Origin of the sequence: Cohnella baijiui (genome assembly GCF_020731285.1) — a bacterium.
Lineage (GTDB): Bacteria > Bacillota > Bacilli > Paenibacillales > Paenibacillaceae > Cohnella.
This window is the reverse complement of record NZ_JAJFOW010000001.1, coordinates 390727-414338: the sequence shown is the minus strand read 5'-3', so window position 1 is coordinate 414338 and position 23612 is coordinate 390727. Positions and strand designations below refer to the sequence as shown.

General features: G+C 60.3%; 24 protein-coding genes. All 24 read left to right on the top strand.

From position 1 onward, the window contains the following. Positions 1-148: 148 nt before the first annotated feature. The 24 genes from sleB to miaB all read left to right on the top strand — a co-directional run bounded on the left by sleB (position 149) and on the right by miaB (position 23558). Positions 149-922: a spore cortex-lytic enzyme gene (gene sleB, locus LKX83_RS01850; protein ID WP_227880301.1), complete on the top strand. Its 774-nt coding sequence runs from the start codon at positions 149-151 to the stop codon at positions 920-922. 110 nt (positions 923-1032) lie between these two features. Next, positions 1033-2316, top strand: coding sequence for an EF-P 5-aminopentanol modification-associated protein YfmF (gene yfmF / locus LKX83_RS01845; protein ID WP_227880299.1), 1284 nt, complete (start codon positions 1033-1035; stop codon positions 2314-2316). Between the two features lies 1 nt (position 2317). Next, entirely contained in the window at positions 2318-3604 is a 1287-nt protein-coding gene (gene yfmH / locus LKX83_RS01840) for an EF-P 5-aminopentanol modification-associated protein YfmH (protein ID WP_227880292.1), read from the top strand. Then, on the top strand, positions 3601-4362 hold the full coding sequence (gene ymfI / locus LKX83_RS01835) for an elongation factor P 5-aminopentanone reductase (RefSeq protein ID WP_227880290.1): 762 nt from the start codon (positions 3601-3603) through the stop codon (positions 4360-4362). Before yfmH ends, ymfI begins: the two co-directional genes overlap by 4 nt. An 83-nt stretch (positions 4363-4445) precedes the next feature. Continuing rightward, positions 4446-4697 carry a DUF3243 domain-containing protein gene (locus tag LKX83_RS01830; protein ID WP_227880285.1) on the top strand — a complete coding sequence of 84 codons (252 nt, stop codon included), beginning with the start codon at positions 4446-4448 and terminating at the stop codon, positions 4695-4697. Positions 4698-4892: 195 nt separating this feature from the next. After that, positions 4893-5663 carry a DUF3388 domain-containing protein gene (locus LKX83_RS01825; RefSeq protein WP_227880279.1) on the top strand — a complete coding sequence of 257 codons (771 nt, stop codon included), beginning with the start codon at positions 4893-4895 and terminating at the stop codon, positions 5661-5663. 50 nt (positions 5664-5713) lie between these two features. Next, entirely contained in the window at positions 5714-6577 is an 864-nt protein-coding gene (locus tag LKX83_RS34095; protein ID WP_370638999.1) for a helix-turn-helix domain-containing protein, read from the top strand. Positions 6578-6650: 73 nt separating this feature from the next. After that, a complete protein-coding gene (locus LKX83_RS01810; protein WP_227880278.1) occupies positions 6651-6812 on the top strand; it encodes a hypothetical protein in 162 nt (53 codons plus the stop codon). A 158-nt stretch (positions 6813-6970) separates the two neighbouring features. After that, positions 6971-7462 carry a YajQ family cyclic di-GMP-binding protein gene (locus tag LKX83_RS01805; protein ID WP_227880277.1) on the top strand — a complete coding sequence of 164 codons (492 nt, stop codon included), beginning with the start codon at positions 6971-6973 and terminating at the stop codon, positions 7460-7462. A 142-nt stretch (positions 7463-7604) separates the two neighbouring features. Next, entirely contained in the window at positions 7605-8933 is a 1329-nt protein-coding gene (rimO, locus tag LKX83_RS01800) for a 30S ribosomal protein S12 methylthiotransferase RimO (protein ID WP_227880276.1), read from the top strand. After that, positions 8930-9553 carry a CDP-diacylglycerol--glycerol-3-phosphate 3-phosphatidyltransferase gene (gene pgsA, locus LKX83_RS01795; protein ID WP_227880275.1) on the top strand — a complete coding sequence of 208 codons (624 nt, stop codon included), beginning with the start codon at positions 8930-8932 and terminating at the stop codon, positions 9551-9553. Before rimO ends, pgsA begins: the two co-directional genes overlap by 4 nt. After that, the gene (locus LKX83_RS01790) at positions 9550-10809 is read left to right on the top strand and encodes a competence/damage-inducible protein A (RefSeq protein WP_227880274.1); all 1260 of its coding nucleotides are present in this window, start codon (positions 9550-9552) and stop codon (positions 10807-10809) included. Before pgsA ends, LKX83_RS01790 begins: the two co-directional genes overlap by 4 nt. 221 nt (positions 10810-11030) lie before the next feature. Further along, positions 11031-12092, top strand: coding sequence for a recombinase RecA (gene recA / locus LKX83_RS01785; protein WP_227880273.1), 1062 nt, complete (start codon positions 11031-11033; stop codon positions 12090-12092). Positions 12093-12279: 187 nt separating this feature from the next. After that, positions 12280-13149 carry a regulatory protein RecX gene (locus LKX83_RS01780; protein WP_227880272.1) on the top strand — a complete coding sequence of 290 codons (870 nt, stop codon included), beginning with the start codon at positions 12280-12282 and terminating at the stop codon, positions 13147-13149. A gap of 286 nt (positions 13150-13435) precedes the next feature. After that, entirely contained in the window at positions 13436-14977 is a 1542-nt protein-coding gene (gene rny / locus LKX83_RS01775) for a ribonuclease Y (RefSeq protein ID WP_227880271.1), read from the top strand. A gap of 136 nt (positions 14978-15113) precedes the next feature. After that, positions 15114-15908 (top strand): TIGR00282 family metallophosphoesterase, encoded by a 795-nt coding sequence (locus tag LKX83_RS01770; protein ID WP_227880269.1) that lies wholly within the window; start codon positions 15114-15116, stop codon positions 15906-15908. Between the two features lie 36 nt (positions 15909-15944). Next, complete coding sequence (locus tag LKX83_RS01765; protein ID WP_227880266.1) at positions 15945-16238, top strand: hypothetical protein; 294 nt, start codon at positions 15945-15947, stop codon at positions 16236-16238. A gap of 231 nt (positions 16239-16469) precedes the next feature. Then, a complete protein-coding gene (locus tag LKX83_RS01760) occupies positions 16470-16730 on the top strand; it encodes a stage V sporulation protein S (protein ID WP_006211249.1) in 261 nt (86 codons plus the stop codon). Between the two features lie 139 nt (positions 16731-16869). Further along, positions 16870-17820, top strand: coding sequence for a dipeptidase (locus LKX83_RS01755; protein ID WP_227880261.1), 951 nt, complete (start codon positions 16870-16872; stop codon positions 17818-17820). Between the two features lie 220 nt (positions 17821-18040). Next, on the top strand, positions 18041-19777 hold the full coding sequence (locus LKX83_RS01750) for a 2-oxoacid:acceptor oxidoreductase subunit alpha (RefSeq protein WP_227880260.1): 1737 nt from the start codon (positions 18041-18043) through the stop codon (positions 19775-19777). 1 nt (position 19778) lies between these two features. Further along, on the top strand, positions 19779-20645 hold the full coding sequence (locus LKX83_RS01745) for a 2-oxoacid:ferredoxin oxidoreductase subunit beta (protein WP_227880259.1): 867 nt from the start codon (positions 19779-19781) through the stop codon (positions 20643-20645). Between the two features lie 238 nt (positions 20646-20883). Beyond that, on the top strand, positions 20884-21462 hold the full coding sequence (gene pduL, locus LKX83_RS01740) for a phosphate propanoyltransferase (protein ID WP_227880253.1): 579 nt from the start codon (positions 20884-20886) through the stop codon (positions 21460-21462). A gap of 113 nt (positions 21463-21575) precedes the next feature. Then, positions 21576-21761 (top strand): hypothetical protein, encoded by a 186-nt coding sequence (locus LKX83_RS01735; RefSeq protein WP_227880252.1) that lies wholly within the window; start codon positions 21576-21578, stop codon positions 21759-21761. A gap of 198 nt (positions 21762-21959) precedes the next feature. Beyond that, complete coding sequence (miaB, locus tag LKX83_RS01730; RefSeq protein ID WP_227880246.1) at positions 21960-23558, top strand: tRNA (N6-isopentenyl adenosine(37)-C2)-methylthiotransferase MiaB; 1599 nt, start codon at positions 21960-21962, stop codon at positions 23556-23558. The last annotated feature ends 54 nt before the right edge of the window (positions 23559-23612 follow it).

The window sequence follows — 23612 nt, the reverse complement described above, 5'->3', positions numbered from 1 at the left end:
CCGGCGGTCTTTTTTGGTTTGCCATTGTCCGAACGTTCGCCGTTTTCCCTTTCTCATAATGAATAGCAGGGCTGGGCCTTTCTCATACTAAGCATCGAGCAAAGGACGACCAGTTTCGCAAAATTGATGGGAAAGGCGTGAGACGTTCATGAGCTATCGTTTGGTTATCCTTACGGTCTGTCTCGTGTTCGGCCTGTTCGGGCTGTATACGCTGGAAAAATCGAAAGACAGCCAGGAGACGTTCAGTTCGGCGACGATCAAGTCGGGCGCGACGGGAAAAGACGTATACGAGCTGCAGGGCCGCTTGAAATTTCTCGGCTATTACAGCGGCAAGGTGGACGGACAATTCGGATCGGTTACGCTCAACTCGGTCAAATGGTTCCAATGGAAGTTCGGCATGAAGGCCGACGGCGTCGTCGGCGGCAAGACGAAGCTGAAGCTGTGGCAGGCGACGAAGGACTGGAAGCCGACCGCAGCCGATCTCGGCGTGGCCGAGAACGCAAAGCCCAAGGAGACGGCGACAGGCACGAACAACGCAAACCTGCCTGCCTCGAACAATATGGGCATCTCGGACAAGGATCTGAAGCTGATGGCCAACGCCGTTTATGGAGAATCCCGCGGCGAGCCATACGAAGGCCAAGTCGCCGTCGCGGCCGTCATTCTAAACCGCGTCCGTGCGTCGGAATTCCCGAACACGGTTTCGGGCGTCATCTTCCAGCCGGGGGCCTTCACGGCGGTGGCAGACGGCCAGATCTACTTGACGCCGAACGAAAAAGCGGCCAAAGCGGTCAAGGACGCGCTGAGCGGATGGGACCCTTCGGATGGCTGTCTGTATTACTTCAACCCGGAAACGGCGACCTCCAAATGGATCTGGAGCCGGCCGCAGTACAAGACGATCGGCAAACATATTTTCTGCCGGTAAGACGGCCGGACGGACCGCTCCCGATTCGGCACTTCCAACATTTGCTTCCGACCGGACCATCGGGTAGAATGGGGCTGAATCCAGTATCGTGACGGAAGGGGTTTGACGCCTTGCAACGGGAAGTATTTCAGCGCGGCGCGATCGGCCGTTTGCGCATTCACGTCTTGCCGACCCAACGTTTCAAGACATTCTCGCTGTCACTGTTCGCCGGTGTCCCCCTTGACGAATCGCGGGTAACGCAAATTGCGCTTACCCCTTTTGTGCTGCGGAGAGGCACCGAGCGATACCCGGAGACGATCGCCTTTCGCGAACGTCTCGACGAACTGTACGGCGCGGGCTTCGGCTTCGATCTGTACAAACGCGGGGACTACCAAGTCGTGCAGTTTCGATTGGACATCATCAACGACCGCTTCGTTTCGTCGGAGCAGTCTCATCTGAAGGAAGCGATCTCCTATTTGGGCGAAGCGCTGACTGCGCCGGCGCTCGAAGACGGACGGTTTCGCACCAAATACGTGGAGGCCGAAAAGACGACCGTTTCCAAACGCATCGAAGCGATCATCAACGACAAGATCCGCTATGCGGCCGAGCGTTGCGTGGAGGAAATGTGCAAGGGCGAGCCTTATCGGCTGCTGGCTCTCGGACGCAAGGAAGAACTGCCGTCACTGAGCGCGCAGACGCTGTACGACGGCTACCGGGAGTGGCTCGATCGGGCGTCGCTCGACCTGTACGTATCCGGCGACACCTCGCTGGAGCAGGTCAAGGAATGGGCGGCCGAAGCGTTCCGGCTCGCGGACGGATCGCCGCAAGGCTACGCCAAGGCCGAGCTGCGCTCGGCGCGGCCTGAGCCGCAGACGATCGTCGAACGGCTGGACGTTGGCCAGGGCAAGCTGAATCTCGGCCTGCGCACGAGCCAGACGTACGGGGAAGACGATTATCCGTCACTGCTCGTTTACAACGGCATTCTCGGCGCATTCCCGCATTCGAAGCTGTTCATCAACGTGCGCGAAAAAGCCAGTCTCGCGTACTACGCTTCTTCGCGCTTGGACGGCCACAAAGGACTGCTTACGATCCAGTCCGGCATCGAGATCGAGAACTACGAGAAGGCGCTGACGATCATCCGCGAACAGCTTGACGCCGTGCGACAAGGCCAGTTCGGCGCGGAGGAGCTCAGTCGAACCCAGGCGATGTTGGCCAACCAGCTGCGTGAGGTACAGGATTCGGCGTTCGAGCGGATCGGCTTCGACTACAATACCGTCCTTTCCGGCAAAGACCGCACGGCCGAAGACATGATCGCGGCGGTGGAGGCGGTCACGCCGGACCAGGTCGTCGCGGCCGCGCAGGGCGTCGCTCTGGATACGATCTACTTCCTCCGGGACCAGAAGGGAGAGGGCTGACATGTCGACGCGCGATTACCCGCAGCTCCAAGAAAAGCTGATCTACGAGAAGCTGGACAACGGGCTAGAGGTGTTCATCCTGCCGAAGACCGGCTTCACGAAGACGTACGCGACGTTCGCGACGCGTTACGGCTCGATCGACAATCGCTTCAAGCCGGCCGGCCAGACCGAGCATCGGGTGCCGGACGGCATCGCCCACTTCCTCGAACACAAAATGTTCGAGGAGCCGGAGGGTGACATCTTCGCCAAGTTCTCCAGCCAAGGTGCCTCGGCCAACGCCTTCACGAGCTTCGATCGGACGGTGTATCTGTTCTCGGCGACAAAAGACGTCGAAGCTAACGTGGAAACGCTGCTCGATTTCGTGCAGCATCCGTACTTCACCGAGGAGAACGTCGAGAAGGAAAAAGGCATCATCGTGCAGGAAATCAACATGTACCGGGACAATCCGGACTGGCGCGTTTACTTCGGCCTCATCGAAGCGCTGTACCAGAACCATCCGGTGCACATCGACATCGCGGGCACGGCCGATTCGGTCCGCTCGATTACGAAGGAGCAGCTCTACGATTGCTACAACACCTTTTACCATCCTTCGAACATGACGTTTTTTATCGTCGGAGGCATCGACGGGGATGCGGTGTTGGCCCAAATCAAGGCGAACCAGGCTAAAAAGTCGTTTCCGCCCGGCGGCGAGATTGAGCGCTTGTTCGATCCGGAGCCGCTCGGCGTCCGCCAGCCCCGCAAGGAGACGAAGCTGCCGGTCTCGCTCCCCAAATGCCTGTTCGGGTACAAGGAAGCGCCGCATGAATCGTCGGGCGAAGAAGCGGTTCGCCGGGAGCTGACGACGAAGGTGATGCTAGATGCGCTGTTGGGCGCCAGTTCTCCGCTGTACGAGGCGCTTTACGACGACAATTTGATTTCCGACGGCTTCGGCCACGAATACAACACGGGGCCGGGCTACGCTTTCTCCGTCATCGGGGGAGACACCCGCGACCCGGACGCCCTCCTCGAGCGCGTCACGACCGCACTGCGGCAGGCGGCGGAACAGGGTATTCCCGCCCGCACGTTCGAGCGTACCCGTCGCAAGAAAATCGGGGCGTATTTGCGTATGCTGAACAGTCCCGAAGCGATCGCGGGCGAGTTCACCCGCTACCGCAACAAGGGCGTAGATCTGTTCGAATTGGTCGCGCTATACGAAAGCCTGACGCTGGACGAAGTAAACGCGCGGCTGCGCGAGCACGTCGACCCGTCGCGCCTCGCCGTCTCGATTGTGCGGAGCGACGCGCCTTGATCGAAGCGGCTCGGGAGAGGCTGCCCGGCACGGCGCTTGTCACCGGCGCCTCCCGAGGCATCGGGGCGGCCGTCGCCCGGCGCCTTGCGCGGGACGGCGCCATCGTCGCCGTGCACTTCCACCGCGCGCGGGGGGAGGCGGAGGCAGTCGCGGCCGACTGCCTTTCGCTGGGAGCGCCGGCCGCCTTCGCCGTACAGGCGGACGTCCGCTCGGGCGCTTCTGTCGCCGAGCTCAAGGTGCGGCTAGAGGAGCGGGGCGTCGTGCCGGACGTTGTCGTGCACAGTGCGGGCACGGCGCATTACGGCCTGCTCGAGGATCTGGAAGAAGCGGAATGGGACGACCTGCACCAAGTGCACCTGAAGGCGGCCTATTGGCTCGCCAAGCATTTCGGACCTGCCATGTCGTGGCGCCGCCGCGGGCGAATCGTGCACGTCTCCAGCGTTTGGGGCGTCGTCGGGTCCGCTGGAGAGGTTGCCTATTCAGCCGTAAAAGGCGGGCTGAACAGCTTCACCAAGGCGCTCGCCCGGGAGCTGGCCGGCGTGGGCGTGACGGTCAATGCCGTCGCCCCCGGCGTCGTGGACACCGACATGCTTCGGGAGCTGGCTCCCGAGGAGCGGGAGGAGCTGCTGGCGGAAATGCCTCTCGGACGGTTCGCGCGTCCGGAGGAGATCGCCGATCTCGTGCGATTTCTCGTCTCCGAAGAAGCGGGCTACGTCACCGGGCAGGTGATCGGCCTGACCGGCGGCTGGCGAATATAACCTGCGGGCAACGAACATAAGCGGCGGCCTCCTTGGACATCTTATCGATTGTAATCATCCCAACCGCCCAAGGAGGATGCGCCATGTCGACGGTGCTCAGCAATTTTGAGTCGTGGAAGAAGTTTTTGGGAGACCGCGTGGATGCCGCCAAGAATTTGGGCATAGAAGAGGACGAAATCGCCAAACTCGCGTTCGAGATCGGCGAATTCCTCGGCGACAAGGTCGATCCGAAAAACGAAGAGCAACGCGTGCTGAAGGAACTCTGGGACGTCGGCGACGAATCGGAACGCAGAACGATGGCGCGTTTGATGGTCAAGCTGGCCCAGCATAGCTGAAGAAGGGCCAGGCGGCGCTCGCGTCGCGGGTCAATCGCAAGAGGAAGCGGCTCCGCCTGATTCAGGCGGAGTCGTTTGCGCACATAAAGGGCAATTTGTATAGGACTAAAGTAGGAATCTTCTGTTGGCTTTTGCAGGAGAATGACGTGCGTTGTAGAATGGATGAAAGAAGGATTTCTGTAACGAGGTGCGGGTATGGAAACGAAGCAATGGTACATGGAATACAAGATACATAAAAACCGTCCCGGCCTGCTCGGAGACATTGCATCCCTGCTGGGGATGCTCGAAGTGAACATCCTTACGATCAACGGGGTGGAGGACCGCACCCGAGGAATGCTGCTCCAGACCGACGACGATGAAAAAATCGAACTTTTGGGTAAAATGCTTACGAAAGTCGAAAACATCTCGATCATCACCCTGCGCCCGCCGCGTTTGACCGACATTCTCGCCGTCCGTCACGGCCGTTATATCGAGCGCGACTCCGACGACCGCAAGACGTTTCGGTTTACACGCGACGAACTGGGACTATTGGTCGATTTTCTTGGCGAACTCTTCAAACGGGAAGGCAATCAGACGATTGGCTTGCGCGGCATGCCCCGCGTCGGCAAGACGGAGTCGATCATCGCCGGCAGCGTCTGCGCGAACAAGCGCTGGGCATTCGTCTCTTCGACGCTGCTCCGCCAGACGGTGCGCAGCCAGCTGTCGGAGGAAGAGATGAACCCGAACAACGTGTTCATCATCGACGGGATCGTCAGCACGATCCGCTCGAACGAAAAGCACTACAACCTGCTGCAGGACATTATGGCGATGCCGTCCACCAAGGTAATCGAGCATCCGGACATCTTCGTGCGCGAGTCCGACTTCGACTACGACGTGTTCGACTGCATCATCGAGCTGCGCAATACGCCGGACGAAGAAATCACGTACGAGAATTTCACGACGGCGGGCATGGACGAAGGCTTTTAACGGAACCGTACCCGTTCCCCCACACAACAACGATACCGGAGGTGAAGCTAGTGTCGGATTTGGGATTGCTGCTTCGCAAAGCGAGGGAGCAACGGGGGTATACCCTCGACGATATTCAGGAACTGACCAAAATCCGCAAACGATATCTGGAAGCGATCGAATCGGGAGATTACAAGGTGTTGCCCGGATCCTTCTACGTCCGCGCCTTCGTCAAGACTTACGCGGAGACGGTCGGACTGGATGCCGAGGAAGTGCTTCGCCTTTACCATAGAGAATTGCCCGTTCCGCCCGCGGCGGAGTCGGTGCCGTCGGAGACGATCATCAAGCCGAAGAGCAGAAGCGTCCAGCACAACGACCGTTGGGGCAAAGTGGCCGTCACTCTGCTCATGTGGCTGTTTCCGATCCTCATCGTTGTGGTCGTCTATGTGTACCTGGTGAATAACAAAGACACGACGCCCCCGCGAACATCGGACAAGGATACGCAGATTACGCAAGGGACGGCCACGCCCACGCCTTCGGCCACGCCGACGCCTACGGCCACGCCGACGCCGACGCCAACGCCTTCGAAGACCAAGGTCACTTTCAAGGAAAAGAAAAACAGCCGGTACTACTACGAGGTCTGGCCGGGCGGCGAACATACGCTTAAGATCACGTTTCCGGGCGGCAAGAGCTGGGTTGGCGTCAACGAGAACAACGCCTCCGGCAAATCGCTGTACAACAAGACGCCGAGCGCCGACGAAGAGCTGACCTTCAAAATGAACGGCCCGCTCTACGTGAACGTAGGCAACGCCAAGGGCGCCCAAATCGCCATCGACGGCGTCGTCGTGGACGACGGCGATACCCCCGGCTCCAAGAAGTTCATCTTTACGCCGACCAACGAAGCGCCGGTCGAGAGCCCGACTCCGACGCCGTAAGCTGCATATGCGATCTCATTCCGGGGGAACGTAAGGAAGCGTTCCGACTTTTTTTGGAATGGAGGTCTGCGAAGTGGCGACAAGTTGGGTTGTCGTGGCGATCGGCATCGTCGTCAGCCTGATCGGCTGGTTCATGACGCCAAACGCATGGGGCTATGGCATTTTAGGCTTCGGACTGGCCTGGATCGTGCTGGGAATACTCGATATGTTCCGCTCGCCCGTCCGGGCGCGGTGAGACGGCAAGGCAGACGGCCCTCCGACGAGGGCCTTTTGCATGTCGTCAAATCCTTCCCGCCCTCTTGGACTTGGGCTTTCGTCCGGTGGCCGGGTTTTGCGCTTGGCGGCGGCGTGGTATAATGTAGAAAATGCAAGGAAAAGGAAGGAAGGCTTCAGATGGCATCGGAATATTCGTTCGATATCGTATCCAAGGTGGATATGCAGGAAGTGAACAATGCCGTGACCCAGGCGATGAAGGAAATCGAGACGCGGTTCGACTTCAAGGGCAGCAAGAGCAGCATCAAGCTCGAGGGCGAAGCGCTGACGGTTGCGTCCGACGACGATTACCGGCTGAAGAGCGTCATCGACATCCTTCAGTCGAAGCTGATCAAGCGCGGCGTGCCGATCCGCAACCTGGACTACGGCAAGGTCGAGCCGGCGTCCGGCGGCACCGTCCGCCAAATCGTCAAGATGAAGCAGGGAATCGATCAGGACAACGCCAAGAAAATCAACATCCTCATCCGCGATTCCAAGCTGAAGATCAAGAGCCAGATCCAAGGCGACCAGCTCCGCGTGACGGGCAAAAGCAAAGACGATCTGCAGGAGGCCATGAGTCTGCTGCGGGGAGCGGATTTGCCGCTGGAGCTGCAGTTCACCAACTACCGCTAAGCGACGCCGAATGCCGGCCGGATGCGCTTCACGGAGGCCGTCCAGGCCGCGCCGGGAGGCGCTTTGCGGTATTTTGACACGTATTGGGGCTTCGTTTATACTGGTTGGGATTAGAAGGACGAACATTTGGGGGAAGTCATCGATGATCGAGAAAGTCAGCGTCGTGACGCTTGGATGCGAGAAAAACCTGGTCGATTCCGAGATTATGTCGGGCCTGATCCATCAACGCGGCTTTTCGCTCGTCGACAAGCCGGAGGACGCCACGGTCGTCATCGTCAACACCTGCGGCTTTATCGATGCGGCCAAGGAAGAGTCGGTCAATACGATCTTGAGCCTCGCCGAGCTGAAGGAGACGGCGCGCCTCAAAGCGCTGATCGTATCCGGCTGTCTGACCCAAAGATACAAGCAAGAGTTAATGGAAGAAATGCCGGAGATCGACGGCATCGTCGGCACCGGGGACTTTCACCGGATCAACGACATCATCGACGAGGCGCTGGGAGGCCGCAAGCCGGTCTATGTCGGCAACCCCGTCTTCACGTACGAGGAGAACCTGCCCCGCAAGTTGTCCACCCCTCGCCACACCGCTTACGTGAAGATCGCGGAAGGCTGCGACAACGCCTGCACCTTCTGCAGCATCCCGATCATGCGCGGCAAGTTCCGCAGCCGGTCGATCGAATCGATCGTCGCCGAAGCCGAGCAGCTCGCCGCCCAGGGCGTGAAGGAGATCAGCCTCATCGCCCAGGATTCCACCAATTACGGGACGGACCTGTACGACGGCTTCAAGCTGCCTGAGCTGCTGAACCGGGTGAGCGAGGTGCCGGGCGTCGAGTGGGTCCGCCTGCATTACGCCTACCCCGGCTTCTTCACCGACGAGCTGATCGAGGCAATCGCGTCGAATCCGAAGATCTGCAACTATATCGACATGCCGCTGCAGCATAGCGAAGACGCGATCCTGAAGCGGATGCGCCGTCCGGGGCGGCAGCGCGACGTGCGCGAGCTCATCGCCCGCATTCGCGCCCGCATCCCGGACGTGGCGCTGCGAACCTCCATGATCGTCGGCTTCCCCGGCGAAACCGAGGAGGATTTCGAGCGGCTGTGCGACTTCGTCCGTGAGATGAAGTTCGACCGTCTCGGCGTGTTCGCCTATTCCCAGGAAGAGGATACGCCCGCTAACCGGCTGCCGGACCATCTGCCCGACGAGGTCAAGCAGCGGAGAGCCTCGACCCTGATGGAAATTCAGCGCGAGGTCGCCAAGGACAACGCTTCCAAATATGTCGGCCGCACGATCGACGTGCTGGTCGAGAGCTACGACGGCCGCAGCGACGTCTATGTCGGCCGCAGCCAGTTCGACGCGCCGGAAATCGACGGCGAGGTGTTCGTCACCGGCGTGCGGGCCGAGATCGGGACGATCCGCAAAGTACGCATCACGCATGCGTACGAGTATGACCTATCCGGGGAGGGAATCGCGTGAATCTGGCCAATCGGATTACGCTGGTGCGAATTTTCCTCGTACCGATCATGACATTTTTTCTGCTGATCAAGTTGAACGTGGGTCCGCTTACGATTGGCAGCTATTCTATCTCGTACAACCAGATCTTCGCGCTCCTGCTGTTCATCATCGCGGCGAGCACGGACGGCCTGGACGGGTATATCGCCCGCAAGCACAAGATCGTCACCAACCTCGGCAAGCTGCTCGATCCGCTCGCGGATAAGCTGCTCATGGCCGCGGTCCTCATCTCGCTCGTCGAGATGGGCAAGCTGGACGCCTGGGTCGCGATCGTCATCATCAGCCGCGAATGGGCCGTCACGGGATTGCGGCAGGTCGCGCTGCTTGAAGGCGAAGTGCTCGCAGCGAGCAAATGGGGCAAGTGGAAGACGGCGATCCAGATCGCGATGATCATCGTGCTGCTGCTGAACAACTTCCCCTTCTCGTACGTGCACTTTCCGCTCGACATCATCGCCGTGTGGGCCGCCGCGATCATCACGGTCTACTCCGGGGTGGATTACTTCCTCAAAAACAAAAACCTCATTCCGCTTTCGGACCCGCCCGGCGGCGGCTCCGTCACCAAGGAGGTGCGGCGCAACGCATGAGAGCGGAGATCGTCGCCGTAGGCACGGAACTCTTGCTCGGCCAGATCGTGAACACCAACGCCCAGTATCTGTCGCGCGGATTGGCAGAGCTGGGCATTGACGTTTATTATCAGACCGTAGTCGGAGACAATGAAGAGCGTCTCCAGTCGGCCATCGCCATCGCCCGCGGACGTGCGGACCTGATCGTGTTCACCGGCGGCCTTGGCCCGACGATGGACGACGTGACCCGCGACGCCCTGGCCGCTTATCTCGGGAGGGGCATCGAGCTGCACGAGCCGACGCTCGCGAAGATCGAAGCCATGTTCGGCGGACGCAGCGCCGAGCTGATCGAGCGCAACCGACGGCAGGCGATGCTCGTCGAAGGCGCGACGCCGCTGCGCAACGACACGGGACTCGCGGTCGGCAACGCGCTGTCGGCGGACGGCACGCATTACCTGCTGCTCCCGGGACCGCCGCGCGAGATGAAGCCGATGTTCGACAACGACGGCTCCGCCTGGCTGAGGGGGATCCTCGGCATCGCGGATACGCTGCACTCCGTCATGCTGAAGTTCGCCGGAATCGGCGAGTCGGCGCTTGAGGAGCTGTACATGGACCTCGTCCGCGGGCAGACGGATCCCACGCTCGCTACCTACGCCAAGGAAGGCGAAGTGACGCTGCGCGTTTCGACCAAGGCGCCCGACGCCCGAACAGCGGCGCGCCGCATGGAGCCGACGCTGCAGGAGATCCGGCGCCGGGGCGAGCGTTACCTGTACGCCGAGCAGGACGTCGGCATCGAGAGCGAAGTCGTGCGCCTGCTGACGGAACAGCGGCGAACGGTCGCGCTTGCGGAGAGCTGCACGGGCGGGATGGTCGCCGCGCTGCTGACGACCGTCCCCGGCAGCGCGGACGCGTTCCTCGGCGGCGTCGTCAGCTACAGCAACGGCGTCAAGCACGATTTGCTCGGCGTGCCCGAGACGCTCCTGGAAGGGGAAGACGCGCCGGGCGCGGTGAGCGAGGAGACGGCGCGGGCGATGGCGGAGGGCGCTCTCCGGGCGGCAGGTGCCGATCTCGCGGTATCGATCACGGGCGTGGCGGGTCCCGCAGCTTCCGAGGGCAAGCCCGTCGGACTCGTCTTTATCGGACTGGCCGAGCGCGGCCGGGAGACCCGCGCGGAGAAGCTGCAGCTGTCCGGCGACCGCGAAGGCATCCGCATTCGCGCCAGCAAGCGCGGGCTGTACCTGCTCTGGCTGACGTTGACCGGCAAAGGCGAGGCTTGATACAGAAACGGCCTTTTAATTCGACATGATTCGCCAAATAGGGTTGTCAAACCGAACGGGCTATGTTAAGTTTAGATAGAAAGTTGCGGAAGAACCGTAGCGAAGATTACTTTGCTGCGGTTCTTTTTTGGTCGAATTTCGAACAAATGTTCGCAAAATGCTTGGCAAACGCAGCAGAAAAAGGTATGATATAACTATTAAAAGATAAGGATGTGGGTGTGTTGTCAGATCGTCGCGCCGCATTAGAGATGGCTTTGCGCCAGATTGAGAAGCAATTCGGCAAGGGTTCCGTGATGAAATTGGGCGAGCAAGCCCAGCTTCAGGTAGAGACTTACTCGAGCGGCGCTCTTGCTTTGGATATCGCCCTCGGGATCGGCGGATTTCCCCGGGGCCGCATCATCGAAGTTTACGGTCCGGAATCGTCCGGTAAGACGACCGTCGCCCTGCATGCGATCGCCGAAGTGCAGCGCGCAGGCGGACAAGCCGCCTTCATCGACGCGGAGCACGCGCTTGATCCGATCTACGCGCGCAACCTGGGCGTCAACATCGACGAGCTGCTGCTGAGCCAGCCGGACACCGGCGAGCAGGCGCTCGAGATCGCCGAGGCGCTCGTGCGCAGCGGCGCCGTCGACATCATCGTCGTGGACTCGGTCGCGGCGCTCGTCCCGAAGGCCGAGATCGAAGGCGACATGGGCGATTCGTTCGTCGGCCTGCAGGCGCGGCTCATGTCGCAGGCGATGCGCAAGCTGTCCGGCGCCATCAGCAAGTCCAAGTCCATCGCCATCTTCATCAACCAGCTTCGCGAGAAAGTCGGCGTCATGTTCGGCAACCCGGAGACGACACCGGGCGGACGCGCGCTGAAGTTCTACGCCAGCGTACGGCTGGACGTGCGCCGCATCGAGTCGATCAAGCAAGGCAACGACATCGTCGGCAACCGCACGCGTATCAAGGTCGTGAAGAACAAAGTCGCTCCGCCGTTTAAGCAAGCGGAAGTGGACATCATGTACGGCGAAGGCATCTCCAAGGAAGGCAGCATCGTCGATATCGGCACGGAGCTCGATATCGTACAGAAGAGCGGCGCCTGGTTCTCATACAATAGCGAACGTCTCGGGCAAGGCCGGGAAAACGCGAAGCAGTTCCTGAAGGATCATCCGGATCTGTCCGCCCAGATCGAGCAGCAGATTCGCGACGCGACGCTGTCCGCTTCCGCGGTGGCGGCGCGGACCAGCGCGGCCACGGAAGACGACGACGATGACGACGCCGAGTTCGGCGAACTCGAGTAAGGCATAGGAGAAGGGCGTCTGCATTCGTGCGGATGCCCTTTTTTCCGTTGGTCATACAGAATGTATCAGTTTTACCTCTATCCATTTCTGTGTGACCTCCGATAAAAAAAACGTGCCGCCGTCCGGGTAGACGGCGAAGCCGTTTTTACTTGGCAGAACGAGAAGACGGGAAAGGAGGCCCACGCAGATGAGCGAAGAGAATCGAAGGGGACGCGGAGTTTCGGAGCGGGAGGAGGCGGTCGACATCTCGGACGAGCGCGATTGGCGCCGCGTCGACAAAGAGCGAGGCGCCGCCGTTTCCGCCGCGTCCCCCTCTGACGAAGAAGGCAAAGGGGGAACAGGAGGCGCGGTCGTCGCGGCGATGCAGGCCGATTCCAAACGGCCGTCGATGTATCGTTTGATCGTCGTGCCAGAGGGTTCGGCCGAGCAGGAGACGCTGACCGTGCACGAAGATACGCTGGTCGCATGGCGATTGCTTAAGGGGCGGCGCCTGACCGCCGAGGAATGGGCGGCGCTTCGCAGGGAGGAGCAGAAGGAGGAGGCTTACCGCTCCGCCCTCGCGATGCTCGACTTCAAGGCGCGAACGCAAAACGAGCTTCGCCAGGGGCTGAAGCGCAAAGGGTATTCGCCCGACGCGATTGCGGGCAGCATCGAGCGGCTGCTGAAGCATGGCCTGCTGGACGATGCGGCGTATGCCAAGCGGTTCGCCGAGTCGCGCGTCTCCGGGCAGAAGAAGGGACGGCGGCTGATCCGCCAGGAGCTGCTCCAGCGCGGCGTCGGCAAAGGGGATGTTGAGGAGGCGCTGGAGGAGCTGGACGAGGGAGCCGAACGGCGCTCCGCGCTGACGCTGGCCCGCAAGCGCTGGCCCGGCGTGAAGGGCAAGACGCTGCGGGAGCGGCAGATGAAGCTGATGGCCGTGCTTCTGCGACGCGGCTTTCCGAACGGCATCGCTTACGAGGCCGTCCGGGAAGCGTCCGCCGAGATGCCGGAGGAGGAAGCGCCCGACTGGGAGGAGCCGGCATACGTCGGTCCGGACGACGAGGGTTTGGAACCTTAAAGCACGCGGCGGGACGGCGAATTTTCGCCGTCCCGCCGGCGTTTTGCGGCGTCTCGCGGACGCGGACCGTTGCGCGGGATGCAACTTGACAATCCATTTTCACAAAAGATACAATGAATTAGTATTCCATCATCTCATTCCGAACCTTTTTCCTTCCAAAAAACGATTCGGAAAATGATTTTTCGACTTTTTTTCAAGCGCGAAATCGAAACGGTTCTGAAACCGGCACCCAATTAAATAGGTGTCCCAAGAAGTGCCTTGGTGATGCAACGAGGAGGTGAAGACCATGCAATCCGGGATCTGGGTCTTGATCGTAATCGTTGTTGGCGTGCTTTTCTTTGGGATCGGTTATTTCGTACGCAAGTCCATTGCGGAGGCGAAGATCTCCAGCGCCGAGGAAGCAGCCCGTCAAATCGTCGAGAGTGCCAAGAAAGATGCGGAAGCGATCCGCAAGGAAACGGTACTGGAAGCCAAAGACGAGGTGCACAAGCTCCGAAACGAAGCGGAACGCGACATTCGCGAGCGCCGCAACGAGATACAGCGTCAGGAACGCCGGCTCGTCCAGAAGGAAGAATCGCTGGACCGCAAGCTGGAGTCCCTCGAACGCAAAGAGGAGCAAGTGGCCAACAAAGAGAAACGGATCGAAGAGACCCAAGAACAGATCGAAACGCTTCATAAGCAGCAAATGACCGAGCTGGAGCGCATCTCGAACCTGTCGATGGAAGATGCGAAGCAGTTGATCCTCTCGACCGTCGAGCAGGAAGTGCGCGTCGAGACGGCTCAAATGATCAAAGAAATCGAACAGCAAGCCAAAGAAGAAGCGGACAAGCGCGCCCGCGACATCATCTCGCTCGCCATCCAGCGCTGCGCCGCCGATCACGTGGCGGAGACGACGGTATCCGTCGTATCGCTGCCGAACGAAGAGATGAAGGGACGGATCATCGGCCGCGAAGGCCGCAACATCCGCGCGTTGGAGACGTTGACGGGGATCGACCTCATCATCGACGACACGCCGGAAGCGGTCATCCTGTCGGGCTTCGATCCGATACGACGCGAGATAGCGCGGACTTCGCTCGAGAAGCTTGTCGCGGACGGACGCATCCATCCCGCCCGCATCGAAGAGATGGTCGAGAAGTCCCGCAAGGAAGTGGACGAGAGAATTCGGGAATACGGGGAGCAAGCGACGTTCGAAGTGGGCGTCCACGGTCTCCACCCGGATCTCATCAAGATTCTCGGCCGCCTGAAGTTCCGCACGAGCTACGGCCAGAACGTGCTGAAGCATTCGATGGAGGTCGCGTATCTGACCGGCTTAATGGCTGCGGAGCTCGGGGAAGACGTATCGCTCGCCAAACGCGCCGGCCTGCTGCATGATATCGGCAAGGCGCTCGATCACGAAGTGGAAGGTTCGCATGTCGAGATCGGCGTGGAATTGGCAAAGAAATACAAAGAGCATCCGATCGTCATCAACAGTATCGCATCCCACCACGGCGATGTGGAGGCGACTTCGGTCATCGCGATGCTCGTCGGCGCAGCCGACGCGCTCAGCGCGGCTAGACCGGGCGCCCGCCGGGAAACGCTCGAGACCTACATTCGCCGGCTCGAAAAGCTGGAAGACATCTCGGAGTCGTTCGACGGCGTCGAGAAGTCTTACGCCATCCAGGCCGGACGCGAAGTCCGCGTTATGGTCCAGCCGGAGAAAATCGACGACGCCGAGGCGTTCCGCCTGGCGCGCGACATCACGAAGAAGATCGAGAACGAGCTCGACTATCCGGGCCATATCAAGGTCACCGTGATCCGCGAGACCCGCGCGGTCGAGTATGCGAAGTAAATGACGGGAAGGCTGAGAAGTGGCTGCGCAATCGCAGCCACTTTTCCCGTTCTTGTCCGCCCGGGACGCTACCTTCTCGCGGCTATCGCGAGTCCGCCGTCCATCCCCGGCCGGCCCGGGATCGAAAGGAGACGTTATGAAAGTCGTATTTATTGGAGATATCGTCGGCAACGTCGGACGCGACACCGTCAAGCGGCTGCTGCCTTGGTTGAAGGATCAATACCAGCCTCATCTCATTATCGCCAACGGAGAAAATGCCGCAGGCGGGCGAGGAATCAACGCCGCGATCACCCGCGAGCTGTTCGAAGCGGGCGTGCACGGCATCACGATGGGCAACCATACGTGGGATAACCGGGAGATCTTCGAATTCATCGACGACGAGCCCCGCATGATCCGGCCGGCCAATCTGCCGCCGGGTACGCCAGGCAGGGGATATACCGTCGTCAAATCGGGGAGCAAGGAGCTCGCCATCGTGAACCTGATCGGGCGCACGTTCCTTCCGCCGTCGGACTGCCCGTTCCGCAAGGCGGACGACATCGTAGACGAGCTGCGCAAGAAGCACCGCTGCATCCTCGTCGATTTTCACGCCGAAGCGACGAGCGAGAAAATCGCGATGGGCTGGCACCTGGACGGTCGCGCTTCGCTCGTGCTCGGCACGCATACCCACGTGCAGACGAACGACGATCGCATCCTGCCGGGCGGGACGGCTTACGTCACCGATGCCGGCATGACGGGACCGCGCGACGGCGTTCTCGGCATGGACCGGGAGAGCGTCCTCCGCAAGTTTATTACGGGCATGCCGACCCGGTTCCAGGTGGCCGAAACGAAGTGGCATCTGAACGGCGTCTTCGTCGACATCGACGAGGCGACGGGACGCGCGAACCGCGTCCGGACGATCCGCGTCGACGAGGACAGCTGGATCCCGGCCTAACCAGGTCTGGCGGCACGGCAAGGCGGCAATCCCCAAATGGGGGTTGCCGCTTTTTTTATGGCTATGTGTAACCATGATGTTGAAATTCGAATGATGCACGGTGTTGCTTGTTTGCCTGTAAGGTTAAATCTGGACCTCAACCTGCCTTTTGAAGGCGATGGGGGATTTGAATTCGAAAAATCGAATGGGAAATGCCCTTTTGGCGGGAGGGAGGACCTTTGGATGCGAAAATTCGAATTACATCCAGCTTTTTGGCGTGTAAAGAGACATTCGTATGCGAAAATTCATACTAAGAAGCACGAAGGGGACCGCAAATCGGCGGGCGCATAGGGGAATGACCACGCCTCGTTCGCTGCTATTATAATATGTAGCTTCGAGAAAACCCGGACGCATAGCAGTCGCCCGCGATGGCGCGGAGCCATGCCGGTTCTCGACATGAACTTTCAGAATTTTTCGTCCCTTTCTCCCCGACTCCATCTAAAGTTGCAGGAATTAATAGAGACGCTACCGAATAAGTATCCGTTAGTGGGCCCATCCTTTACCCCTGAGGAGGAAATGGTCATGGAAGTATTAAAGGTTTCGGCAAAATCGAACCCAAACTCCGTCGCAGGCGCATTAGCTGGGGTGCTTCGGGAGCGCGGAGGCGCCGAACTGCAGGCGATCGGCGCAGGCGCGCTGAATCAGGCGATCAAAGCGGTCGCGATCGCGCGCGGCTTCGTTGCGCCGAGCGGCGTGGACCTGATCTGCATTCCGGCGTTTACGGATATCGTGATTGATGGGGAGGACCGCACGGCGATCAAGCTGATCGTCGAGCCGCGGTAACCGGGAGAAACGGGCGTTTCAAATCGTCGACCTGTTGACATGGATGCGCGCGTTCGCGGCGAAGTATTTCGCCGCGCCGGCATCGCTGGGACAGGTTTTTTTGTTTTGGGCTAGCATTGCGAACAAGGGAGGCATCAGAATGAGACAAGTCGCCGATTTGCACTGCGACGTGCTGAGCAAAATGCTGCGGGACGACAAAGTGACGCTCGGCCCGCCGAACGACGGCAAGCTGGATGTCAGGCTCGGACGGCTTCGCCAGGGCGGTGTCGGGCTGCAGGTGTTCGCCATGTGGGTGCCGGACGGACTGGCCAAGACGCCGGAGACGCTGCTGCGGACATCGGAGCTGTATTGGTCCAAGATATTGACTTGCGAAGGAATAAGGCTCGTCCGCAAGCCGGCCGACGTCTCGGCCGTGCTGAGTGGCGACCCGGACGGGCCGACGGGGGCCCTGCTTTCGCTCGAAGGCGTCGATGCGCTGCAGGGCGAATGGTGGGCGCTGCGGCTGCTTCATAGGCTCGGTCTACGTTTGCTCGGCCCGACGTGGAATCATGCCAACTGGGCATGCGACGGCGTCGGAGAGCCACGCGGCGGGGGTTTGACGCGGGCGGGGAAGCAGCTCGTCGCCGAATGCGAGAAGCTCGGTATCCTGATCGACGTCTCGCATTTGTCGGATCGCGGCTTCTGGGACGTGGCGGACGCGGCGCGGCGTCCCTTTTTTGCGTCGCATTCGAACAGCAGGCGGCTGTGCGACAACCCCCGCAATTTGACCGACGACCAAATCCGGGCGCTGATTGCGGCGGACGGCCTCGTCGGCCTCACCTTCGTGCCGTACTTCGTCACGGTGCCGGGGCCGGCGACGATCGAAGACGTGATCCGGCAGGTGGAGCATGTGTGCGAGCTGGGTGGAGAACGGCATATCGCGTTCGGATCGGACTTCGACGGCATTGAAGTGCACGTCAAGGGCTTGTCCCATCCGGGCGAATACCCCGCGCTCGCCGAGGCGCTGCTACGACGGTATCCGGAGGCGCTGGCGGATGGATGGCTGAGCGGCAACGTGCATCGGTTTCTGACGACGAATCTGCGAGAATGATCGAAATACGGATCATTTATATCGGAATCATATGGGTTTCATCAAAAAGAGTTATACATTCATTTGGGCGGAAAGGCTTGCAATTTAACCTTGCGAATCATAAAATTTATGTGGTCAAACAAGTTCGTGAATTTTCTCTCATTTATAGGCACTTCTGAGCAGAAGTACGCAGCGCGCGTTGTCATAAGGGTCGAACCAGAGATTAGAGGAGATGTTATTTGTGATCAGTCAACTGTCATGGAAAATTGGCGGCCAGCAAGGGGAAGGCGTGGAAAGCACGGACCGGATTTTTTCCACTGCCTTGAACCGGCTCGGGTATTATTTGTACGGCTACCGGCATTTCTCCTCCCGCATCAAGGGCGGACATACGAACAACAAAATCCGCATCAGTACGAAGCCGATCCGCGCGATCTCGGACGATCTCGACATTCTGGTCGCCTTCGACCAGGAAAGCATCGATCTGAACGCCGGCGAGCTGCGGCCGGGCGGCGTTATCGTCGCGGACGCGAAATTTGATCCGAAAGTGCCCGAAGGGGTGCAAGCGCAGCTGTTCGCCGTTCCGATTACGAAGATCGCCGAAGACCTCGGCACTTCCCTCATGAAAAACATGGTCGCGTCGGGGGCTTCCTGGGCGCTGCTTGGTCTGCCGATGGAAGTGTTCAACCGGGCGGTCGAGGAGGAGTTCGGGCGCAAGGGCGCTGCCGTCGTCGAGAAAAATATCGAAGCCGTCAAACGCGGCGGGGACTTCGTTCTGGAGCAGGCCGGCGGCCCGCTCGAGGCGTTCCGGCTGGAGGAAGCGGACGGCAAACAGAAGCTGTTCATGATCGGCAACGAAGCGCTCGGTCTCGGCTCGATCGCGGCAGGCTGCCGCCTGATGTCCGCTTACCCGATCACGCCCGCTTCGGAAATCATGGAATACCTCATCAAAAAGCTGCCGAAGTTCGGCGGCACCGTCATCCAGACGGAGGATGAGATCGCGGCAGTCACGATGGCGATCGGCGCCAACTATGGCGGCGTACGCACGATGACGGCGTCGGCCGGCCCCGGCCTCTCGCTCATGATGGAAGCGATCGGCCTGTCCGGCATGACCGAGACGCCGCTCGTCGTCATCGACACGCAGCGCGGCGGTCCCTCGACGGGGCTGCCGACGAAGCAGGAACAGTCCGATATCAACGCGCTCATCTACGGGACGCACGGGGAGATCCCGAAGGTCGTCATCGCGCCCAGCACGATCGAAGAGTGCTTCTACGATATGATCGAAGCGTTTAATATTGCGGAAGTGTATCAAGTACCGGTCATCGTCGCGACCGACTTGCAGCTTTCGCTCGGCAAGCAGTCTTGCGAGCCGCTCGACTACGACCGCATCTCGATCGAGCGCGGCAAGCTGGTCACCGAGGAGCTGGAGCCGAACGAGCCGGGCAAGTTGTTCCCGCGCTATGCGTTTGCCCAAGACGGCGTCTCGCCGCGCGTGCTGCCGGGCGCCAAGAACGGCATTCACCATGTGACGGGCGTCGAGCACGACCAGGAGGGCCGGCCGTCCGAGAGCGCGGTCAACCGGCTAAAGATGATGGACAAACGTCTGAACAAGCTGGCGTCGCTCCGGATATCGGACGCCGTCAAATTCGACGGTCCTTCCGAACCGGCCGATCTGCTCGTCGTCTCGATGGGATCCACGGGCGGTACGATCAACGAAGCCCAGGATCGACTCGCGCAGGACGGCATCGCCTCGAACCATATTACCGTCCGGCAGATGCATCCGTTCCCGAACGAGCTGATCGAGCCGTATCTCTCACGCGCGAAAAAGGTGGTCGTCCTCGAAAACAACGCGACCGGCCAGCTTGCCAACCTGATCAAACAAAACGTAGGCTATCACGACAAAATCGTGAACCTGCTCAAATATGACGGCACGCCGTTCCTGCCTTCCGAAATCTACAAAGCCTGCAAGGAGTTGAACTAAGATGGCGACATTCAAAGAATTTCGCAATAACGTCAAGCCGAACTGGTGCCCAGGCTGCGGCGATTTCTCCGTACAGGCTGCGATTCAACGGGCGGCGGCAAACGTGGGCCTCGAGCCCGAACAGCTGGCCGTCGTCTCCGGGATCGGGTGCTCCGGCCGGATCTCGGGCTACATCAACGCCTACGGCCTGCACGGCATTCACGGCCGCGCGCTGCCGATCGCCCAAGGCGTCAAGCTCGCGAACCGGGAGCTGACGGTCATCGCCTCCGGCGGCGACGGCGACGGCTTTGCGATCGGGATGGGACATACGGTCCATGCGATCCGCCGCAATCTCGATATCACCTATATCGTCATGGACAACCAGATCTACGGCCTGACGAAGGGCCAGACCTCGCCGCGCAGCGCCGAGGGATTCAAGACGAAGTCCACGCCGGAAGGCTCGATCGAGTCGACGCTGTCCCCGCTCGAAATCGCGCTGTCGGCCGGTGCCACGTTCGTCGCTCAGTCGTTCTCCAGCGATTTGAAGCAGCTGACGTCCCTGATCGAAGCGGGCTTGAGCCACAAGGGCTTCTCGCTCATCAACGTCTTCAGCCCGTGCGTTACTTTCAACAAGGTGAACACGTACGATTGGTTCAAGGAGAACATCGTGAATCTGGATCAATTCCCCGAGTACGACCCGTCGAACCGGATCGCCGCCATGACGAAGATCATGGAGACGAACGGCATGCTAACCGGTCTGATCTACCAGGACAAGACGCGCCCGTCCTACGAGGACCTCGCCGTCGGCTTCAAGCCGGAAGCGTTGGCCAAGCAGGACCTGAAGCTGTCCCGCGAATCGTTCGACAAGCTGGTCAAAGAGTTTGTGTAATCCGCATAGACGTTTGAAGAGGGCTGCAGCCGGCAGCCCTTTTGACTTTTCCGCGGCCTTTATTCCGCAGGAGACGGCCAGCCGGGTTCGATGTTCGAATACCGCGCTAAAAACGACAATCTGGTGGCGGAAGGCGCGATAGGCGCCCAGAGGCAGGCGGATCGGGGCTATTCCGTTGGGTTTCACCCGTTGCGTGCGTTATAATAACGGTATAGCAGGAGGAAAGGTGGAATCTTCCATGAGCGATGCCAAACGCATTCCGATCGGCGTGTCCGCGCGCCATATTCATTTGACCCAAAAGCATGTCCATATCTTGTTCGGCGAAGGCGCGGCGCTGACCGAAATGAAGCCGCTGAGCCAGCCGGGACAGTTTGCCGCGAACGAGACGGTCGCCGTTTACGGGCCGAAGGGCTCCTTTCCCAAGGTGCGCATCCTGGGCCCGGTCCGCAAGGCGACACAGCTGGAGGTGTCGCGTACGGACGCGTTCGCGCTGGGTCTGAATCCCCCGGTGCGGGAATCCGGGAACATCGAAGGCACGCCCGGCCTCCGCATCGTCGGTCCGGCCGGCGAAGTGACGATCGACGAAGGCGTCATCGTGGCGGCGCGCCATATCCACTTCCATACGTCCGACGCGAATCGGCTCGGCGTGACGGACAAGCAGCTCCTCCGTGTCCGGGCAGGCGGCGATCGGGGCCTCGTTTTCGAAAATGTGATCGCCCGCGTATCGCCCTCCTTCGCGCTCGACATGCACATCGATACCGACGAAGGCAACGCCTCGGGCGCCGCAACGGGCGACTTTGCCGAGTTGATCGACTAAGGAGGACGCCTCTCGCGTCTCTCTCGATCCGGTCGCGCGTCCGATCGCCTGCTTGGCTGTTCACCGGGGAGGGTAAATAAGGAGGAATCCTTAGAAACCGGAGGTGGATCGACATGACGGGCAAGGGCGTAAACGACAAGAGAGGCGTCGACGTGCAAGAGGAAGGCAAGTTGTGGCGGGAACACGCCAACAGGGCGAAAACCCAGTTCGAGGCGGTCAAGGAACAACGAGCAGTCGGCACGAACGATCATCCGGACGGTCAAAACCGGATGATCGACACGCGCAACTTGCGAAAATAGGGAAACGAGCGGCCCCGGCAGCGAACGCGCTGACGGGGCTTTTCCTGGACGCAAGGGGATCTGCCCGCCGATTCTCGCCTTCCGGTTCGGCTTGGTTCGGCGCGGAATCTACTTGGGCGCCTTCCGTCGCTATGCTATAATGAAACATTGAATGGTCCCACGCAGTTGAGGGCTGACGACAGGAAGGAGTCGCTTCGCATGACGAAGGAAGGCCAAGACAAGCAAGCTGCCGGCCCGGCTAAAGACTACGCCAAATACTTCGACTTCTCGGACGCGAAGGTCGTCGCCCGGGAAGACGGCAAGACGACATATCGCATCAACGGGCGCCACGTCCAAATCTCGTCGCCGCCCGATCTCCGCGAAGGCAAAAAGAGGGGCAAAGAAGACATCCGGGTGCTCTACGATACGGGCATTCCGGAAGAAATGAAGTCGTTCGGCGCCGGCCGCTACTACTGCATCTTCACGTACGGCTGCCAGATGAACGAGCATGACACGGAAATCATGCGCGGGCTGTTCGAGGAGATGGGCTACGCCGCCACCGAAGACAAGCAGCAGGCGGACGTCATCCTCATTAACACATGCGCGGTGCGGGAAAACGCGGAGGACAAAGTGTTCGGAGAGCTCGGCCATCTGAAGCGCCTCAAGCTCGAAAAGCCCGGACTGATCCTCGGCGTATGCGGGTGCATGTCCCAGGAAGTATCCGTCGTGAATCGGATCCTCGAGAAGCACCCGCATGTCGATCTCATCTTCGGCACGCACAACATTCATCGGCTACCGCAGCTGTTGAAGGACGCGCACTTCGGCAAGGAGATGGTCGTCGAAGTGTGGTCCAAGGAAGGCGACATCATCGAGAATTTGCCGAAGAAAAGGGAAGGCCTGCGCGCATGGGTGAATATCATGTACGGCTGCGACAAGTTCTGCACGTACTGCATCGTCCCCTATACGCGCGGCAAAGAGCGCAGCCGACTGCCCGAGGACGTCATCGCGGAGGTGCGCGAGCTTGCGCGCCAAGGCTTCAAGGAGATTACGCTGCTCGGCCAGAACGTTAACGCCTACGGCAAAGACTTCACGGACCGCCAATACCGGTTCGGTGACCTGATGGACGACATCCGCAAAATCGACATCCCGCGCGTCCGGTTCACGACGAGCCATCCGCGCGACTTCGACGATCATCTCGTCGAGGTGATCGCGAAGGGCGGCAACCTCGTGGAACATATCCATCTGCCGTTCCAGTCCGGCAGCACCGAGGTGCTGAAGCGGATGAGCCGCAAGTATTCTCGCGAGCAGTTCCTGGACCTTGTCGGCCGCATCCGGAAGGCGATCCCGAACGTCGTGCTGACGACCGACATCATCGTAGGCTTCCCCGGCGAGACGGAGGAGCAATTCGAAGAGACGCTCGAGGTCGTGCGCGAGGCGGGCATCTCCATGGCATATACGTTCATCTATTCGCCGAGGGACGGCACGCCGGCCGCCGCGATGGAAGACAACGTGCCGTATGAGGCCAAGCAAAAGCGGCTTAAACGGCTGAACGAGCTGATCGCCGAGATGAGCCTCGCGAGCAACCTGGAGCTGGCGGGACAGGTCGTCGAAGTGCTCGTCGAAGGCGAGAGCAAAACCAACGCGAACGTCCTGTCCGGCCGGACGCGCTCCAACAAGCTGATCCACTTCGAAGGACCGAAGTCGTGGATCGGACAGTTCGCCCATGTACGCGTGACGCAGCCGCAGACGTGGTTCATCCGCGCCGAGGCGGTCGGCTTGTCCCCTTCCGTTCAGGAAGCTTATACGCACGGTGCTTAATACGCAGTTCAAGATCGAAGCGGGGCGCGTCCGTTGACCGGCTGCCCGTCCGCT